General features: G+C 25.7%; 7 protein-coding genes. 5 read left to right on the forward strand and 2 right to left on the reverse strand.

Features of this window, described 5'->3' with window-relative positions; genetic code table 11:
- Positions 1-395: 395 nt before the first annotated feature.
- Positions 396-914: an antirestriction protein ArdA gene (locus tag Q5F54_RS10545; RefSeq protein WP_281537321.1), complete on the reverse strand. Its 519-nt coding sequence runs from the start codon at positions 912-914 to the stop codon at positions 396-398.
- 183 nt (positions 915-1,097) lie between these two features.
- Between Q5F54_RS10545 and Q5F54_RS10550 the strand changes: the two genes are divergently transcribed.
- The 4 genes from Q5F54_RS10550 (at position 1,098) to Q5F54_RS10565 (ending at position 4,212) form a co-directional block, all read left to right on the forward strand.
- Positions 1,098-1,358, forward strand: coding sequence for a hypothetical protein (locus Q5F54_RS10550; RefSeq protein ID WP_281537320.1), 261 nt, complete (start codon positions 1,098-1,100; stop codon positions 1,356-1,358).
- 185 nt (positions 1,359-1,543) lie between these two features.
- The gene (locus tag Q5F54_RS10555; protein WP_302334398.1) at positions 1,544-3,004 is read left to right on the forward strand and encodes a restriction endonuclease; all 1,461 of its coding nucleotides are present in this window, start codon (positions 1,544-1,546) and stop codon (positions 3,002-3,004) included.
- Positions 3,005-3,149: 145 nt separating this feature from the next.
- The gene (locus tag Q5F54_RS10560; protein WP_288306294.1) at positions 3,150-3,665 is read left to right on the forward strand and encodes a DUF5986 family protein; all 516 of its coding nucleotides are present in this window, start codon (positions 3,150-3,152) and stop codon (positions 3,663-3,665) included.
- A 31-nt stretch (positions 3,666-3,696) separates the two neighbouring features.
- Positions 3,697-4,212 carry a hypothetical protein gene (locus Q5F54_RS10565; protein WP_288526295.1) on the forward strand — a complete coding sequence of 172 codons (516 nt, stop codon included), beginning with the start codon at positions 3,697-3,699 and terminating at the stop codon, positions 4,210-4,212.
- A gap of 101 nt (positions 4,213-4,313) precedes the next feature.
- On the opposite strand, the gene Q5F54_RS10570 is transcribed toward Q5F54_RS10565, so the two are convergent.
- Positions 4,314-4,637 (reverse strand): hypothetical protein, encoded by a 324-nt coding sequence (locus Q5F54_RS10570; protein ID WP_369124056.1) that lies wholly within the window; start codon positions 4,635-4,637, stop codon positions 4,314-4,316.
- On the opposite strand from Q5F54_RS10570, the gene Q5F54_RS10575 reads away from it, so the two are divergent.
- Entirely contained in the window at positions 4,609-4,740 is a 132-nt protein-coding gene (locus tag Q5F54_RS10575) for a hypothetical protein (RefSeq protein WP_281538544.1), read from the forward strand. The two genes, Q5F54_RS10570 and Q5F54_RS10575, sit on opposite strands and share 29 nt — an antisense overlap.
- Positions 4,741-4,902: the final 162 nt, after the last annotated feature.

Genomic DNA, 4,902 nt, shown 5'->3' on the forward strand with positions numbered 1-4,902 from the left:
TACGTATCTTAGCCGCTCATTTGTGCTCGTAGCTTCTTTGGAATAGCCATTCACTGCCCTAAGCCCAATGCCCAGTTTCTAGGTTTTATTGGGTGCATGAACCTTACTTAATTTATTAAGCCTCCACATTTTCTATAAAATACATATCAATAATTTATAGTGCAAGTCTCCTACTATACATATGAGTCTATTTACCTGGTGTCGGCAATGTATCTTATTGTTTGGTATACCGCATTGGATAAAATCGTTGCTCCGCTATCCAATGCTGGTGTATATATAGCTTTTAAAGCAGATATATTAGCATTTAAAATTATATAGGTTATTAAGAATTTAAAACTTTAAAAGCTCCTAATTAATTAGAAGCTTTTTATGTTTGGTATTTTATTTTATGATTTTTAGTTATTAGAGTAGTAGTATATATTTTCATATTCGTTTTTGGTTATGTTCATTGTCATTTCTAATTTTTTATATAAAGTTTCATAGTCTATGCTATATGATATCTCCCAAGGTAGGGCCTCTATTTGGTCAAAGTAGAATTCATATATGAAGTTTTGTGCAAATTCTATATTGTTACTAGCTTCTATTGTATATATATTATCTAAATAATTTTTTAGTGTATAAGTATCGGTATTTTTTAAATCTACTCCATAGGCATATTCAAGATGCTGTATTAAGTATTTGTTTAAGTTTAATTCTTGTATAGTGTGGCAAAGTTCATTTATTTTTAATGGGTTTGTGTATTCACTTATTTCAAATGGAAGTTCCCAGTCATGTATTGCGAAGTCGCTCTGTACGTTTTGGCTTTGTCTTAGTATTGCATCTTGTATATCATCTTCTTCTGTTGGTAGTTTAATCCATTCTCCTTTTAAGTATCCGCTATTATATGCTTGTAAGTCTGCTATGTATATTTGCATTTTTGTTTCTCCTTTGGTGTTTTATTTTATGTATATAGTTTGTCCTGTTTGCGGGAAAATATGTATGAAAGTATTGGAATAAGTAGGTTTTTGTGTTTGTGGCAATATAGATTTTAATTAAGATAGGTTTAAAAATTCACGTTTGCGGTAATAGTAGAGGTATGTTTATAAAGAGGTGATTTTATGGAAAATGATGATTTAAAATATAATGGATGTTGTGGGAGTTTTGAAGGGTTATATACTTTTCTTGAGGCAGCTAAGATTTATGGGGTGGGGGATTCTTGTTTTAGAAAGCAAGTTGCAAGGAAAAAGCTTGTTGAGGGGGTTGATGTTAAGAAGATGGGAACTACTTGGATTATTACGGAGCAGGCTTTGGTTAGGAATTTTGGGGTGGATAAGTTATTGGAGTATAAGCAACAAAATAATGTATTAAATAATGAATAGAATCTTTATAGATAACAAGTGATGGAGATATAAGTCTTTACATGGAAGCTATATTAATAGAACTAATCAAGATAAGTAAAGCTATAGAATGAATATTCAAAATCAATTTATAAGGATTGAATTCATAAAAAATGTAATTTATGCAAATAATGTAAATATAATAACTAACTGAAGGAGCATAGATTATGGCTAAAAAAGGTGTAGCAAACTTTTCAAATCAAGTAGCAAAACAATTAATCAAAGAACAAAAGAAAAAGATGAAAGAACTTGAAAAGCAACAAAAAGAACAATACATAAATGATAGACATGAAGAAGCTTCTATATTAACAAATAATATAGATATTTATATAAAGAATCTAAATAATATAATAAATAGCAAATGTAGAGAAATATCAATTGAAGAGTTTATAAAAAAAGATTTGCAGGAATTAAAATTACCAGAAGAGTTATTAGTTCCATATACAAAACCTAGTGAATTAAATATACGAAAATCTAATATAATAGAAAAATTATTTGAAGGACCTAAGCAAAAATATAATTTATATGTAAAAGAAGAAAAGGAAAGATATGAAAAAGAATATAACATATATGAAGAAAATGAAGCTAATCGAAAAAGTAAGATTGAATCTTTGATTAAAGTTCATGAGCTTCAAACAAATGAAATTATAAACACTAAAAAAGAATTATATAAAAATAGGGATGCGTCAATTATAAGTAGTTATAAAGCAGAATTATTAAATCAAATAGAGTATCCAGTTGAATTTAAGAGATGTATAAATACAGGTTATTGTAAAGACTCAAATAAGTTAGTAATAGATTACTTATTACCGGATATACAAATAGTACCAGATAAAACAGGTTATGAATATAAAAAAACAAAAGATGAGATAAAAGCTATTACTATGAGTGTGAAAGATAGAAATAGTATTTATAACCAAGTTGTATTCTCTATAGCTCTTAACAGTATTAGCAATGTATTTAATCAAGATATACATAATAATATAGATACAATTGTGTTCAATGGATATATAAAAGATATAGATTCATCTACAGGACAAGATATAAATCCGTATATAATATCAGTTATGGTAGATAAGAATATCTTTAATAGTATTGATATGAGTAGAATAGATAAATTAAAATGTTTAAAACAAACTATGCAAGGTAGAATAGACATAGGTTCAAATTTATGCTTTAAGGAAATCACTCCTATAGCTAAATGTGATTATTTAAATAAATCAGTTATAAGTAGTGAAAGTATAAATTTATTAGAGGTAGATCCATTTGCACTTGAAAGTTTAGTATGTACATTATTTAGAAATATGGGATATGAAGTAATAGAAACAAAGAAAACTAATGATGGTGGTATAGATTGTGAGTTATATAATAATGATCCAATAATGGGAGGAAAGGTTATTGGTCAAGTAAAACGATACAAGAATAATATTGATATACCAAAGCTTAGAGAGTTTGAGTCAGTATTAAGAAATTCTGATGCTATGAAAGGTATATTTATTTCTACAAGTAATTTTAGTTCTCAGTGTGAGAAATTTGCATCTGAAAATAATATATCTCTTATAAATGGTAGTTTATTAGTTGATTATTTTAATAGGTATGGTATAAATTCATATATTTTACATAAGTGATATTAATCGTGGATAGTTAATATATTTTAGCTATCCATATTTTATTTTTACAATAATTAAATAAGTACAAGATAATATAACATATACATATAAAAATATAATATATTATTAAGTTTATTTGTATTATTGGGGGATGGTATTACTTATGAAAGATCCTACTAAGTTGAAATTCAAAGAAAAAGATTATATCGCAAAATGTATAAATAGAGCTCAAATTAAAAATAATAGGCTATTTAAAGAAAATAACTTTGAACTTATGATTGGAAAAGATCGTTTATTATGGGATCATATATATTCTAACTTAAAACATACATTTAGGAATAATAATAAGTTTACTGTTAGCTATATTCAAAATTATTCATGGAGGCAAATTTATTTATATAATAAATTTGAAAAAGAACTATATATTATTATGAATGAAAAAACATTTAGAGGTATTATTAAAGATAATAAGAAGCAACATTTAATTGCAGCACTTGCAAATATTAATAATGGGAATATAGAAAATATTCCTAAAAGGTATAAATTAAATGAAGAACCTAGAAGGAGCATTATAATTACATTTAATTATGATGAAAACTTAAAAAAGGGTAAATACAAAGCTATTAGAATAACGCCTAATTTACTTGAAATTGAAAGTGATGAGTGGAATGGTAAATAGTTTATAATTAATAGATATTGGGGGAGAATATATGTTAGAAATTAATAGTATAGAAGTAAATGACTTGATAGAAAAAGAGCTATTAGATAAATATTATAGTAACATAGAGAGAATTAGAGCTTTGAAAGAAAAAGAAAGAGAGCTTATAAAAGAAATAGAGATAAAGAATTATAAAAATAAGAAAGAAATGAATGAAATAGAAAAAGAAAATAGAAATATTGAACTAATGATAGAAAATATATTACTAGCAACAGATAAGAGTAAAGTTACAGTTTATGATAGTGATATTACTTTAAATAAGAAGTACAAAATTAGTGCAAGACCAAATAAAAAAGATAAATTAATACAATATATAAAGGAATATGACTTACCAATAGCTACATGGTTAAAATACGAATATGATAGAGAAGATCTAATAAGATATTTAAAGAGTAGTGAGTATAATGAAAGTCATCATAGTTTAACAAAAGAAATAGAATCATTTGTAACACTAAAAGAAGAGCGAAGTATAAGTATAAATAAAATTAATGATACTAACATATTATAATAAACTTATATTTTTGAAAATATAAAAAGCATAATTATTTGTATAGATAAAAAAGGGAGAGTATCTTTTGTAAGATATTCCCCATTTTTTATTTGAAAATTTTATATAAGATTATAGTGTGCCAAATTACCTTTTATTTTATTATATAGACTTATTCTCATAGTACCACCATTAAACCAAAATCTAAGTAAAGAGCGAGAAACACCAAGTTTATCTGCGGCTATTTGTGTAGTAAAGTTGTTATCAGAAATCCAAATTTTAAGATTTTCTATAAATATATCATAGTTTGAAATTAAGTTTGTATACCCATCAGAGCATAAATAATTTACATTAAATGTAGATGATAGCAAGTCCAAAATTTCTTTTGAAGGATAGAATCTTTCGAGTTCATATCCGTTGACAACAGAAGGAGTAATTTTACAGATATCTGCTACATCTTTTACAGATAATCCTAATTCTAATCTAGACTTTCTAAGTCTTTGTCCAAAAGTATTTTTTTTAAGTTCTGGAGTAGTTAAATCAGTATAGTTGATATCTACTGAGTCAACATCTTTTAATTCTGAGGATGAATCTATATTTTGTTTAGGTGAATTTATTATATCATTTTCAGAGGTAGCACTTTTATAGATAGTGCATCTGAAATGTCATGAGTTACCATAATTGCAGATTTACCTTCATTTTTTATTATTC

Source organism: uncultured Romboutsia sp. (assembly GCF_958366745.1).
Taxonomy (GTDB): Bacteria; Bacillota; Clostridia; order Peptostreptococcales; family Peptostreptococcaceae; genus Romboutsia; species Romboutsia timonensis.

What these genes read in the sequence shown, in the direction of transcription:
- Q5F54_RS10545 (WP_281537321.1), bottom strand. Translation starts at nt 914, where the DNA reads ATGCAAATATACATAGCAGACTTACAAGCATATAATAGCGGATACTTA.
- Q5F54_RS10550 (WP_281537320.1), top strand. Translation starts at nt 1,098, where the DNA reads ATGGAAAATGATGATTTAAAATATAATGGATGTTGTGGGAGTTTTGAA.
- Q5F54_RS10555 (WP_302334398.1), top strand. Translation starts at nt 1,544, where the DNA reads ATGGCTAAAAAAGGTGTAGCAAACTTTTCAAATCAAGTAGCAAAACAA.
- Q5F54_RS10560 (WP_288306294.1), top strand. Translation starts at nt 3,150, where the DNA reads ATGAAAGATCCTACTAAGTTGAAATTCAAAGAAAAAGATTATATCGCA.
- Q5F54_RS10565 (WP_288526295.1), top strand. Translation starts at nt 3,697, where the DNA reads ATGTTAGAAATTAATAGTATAGAAGTAAATGACTTGATAGAAAAAGAG.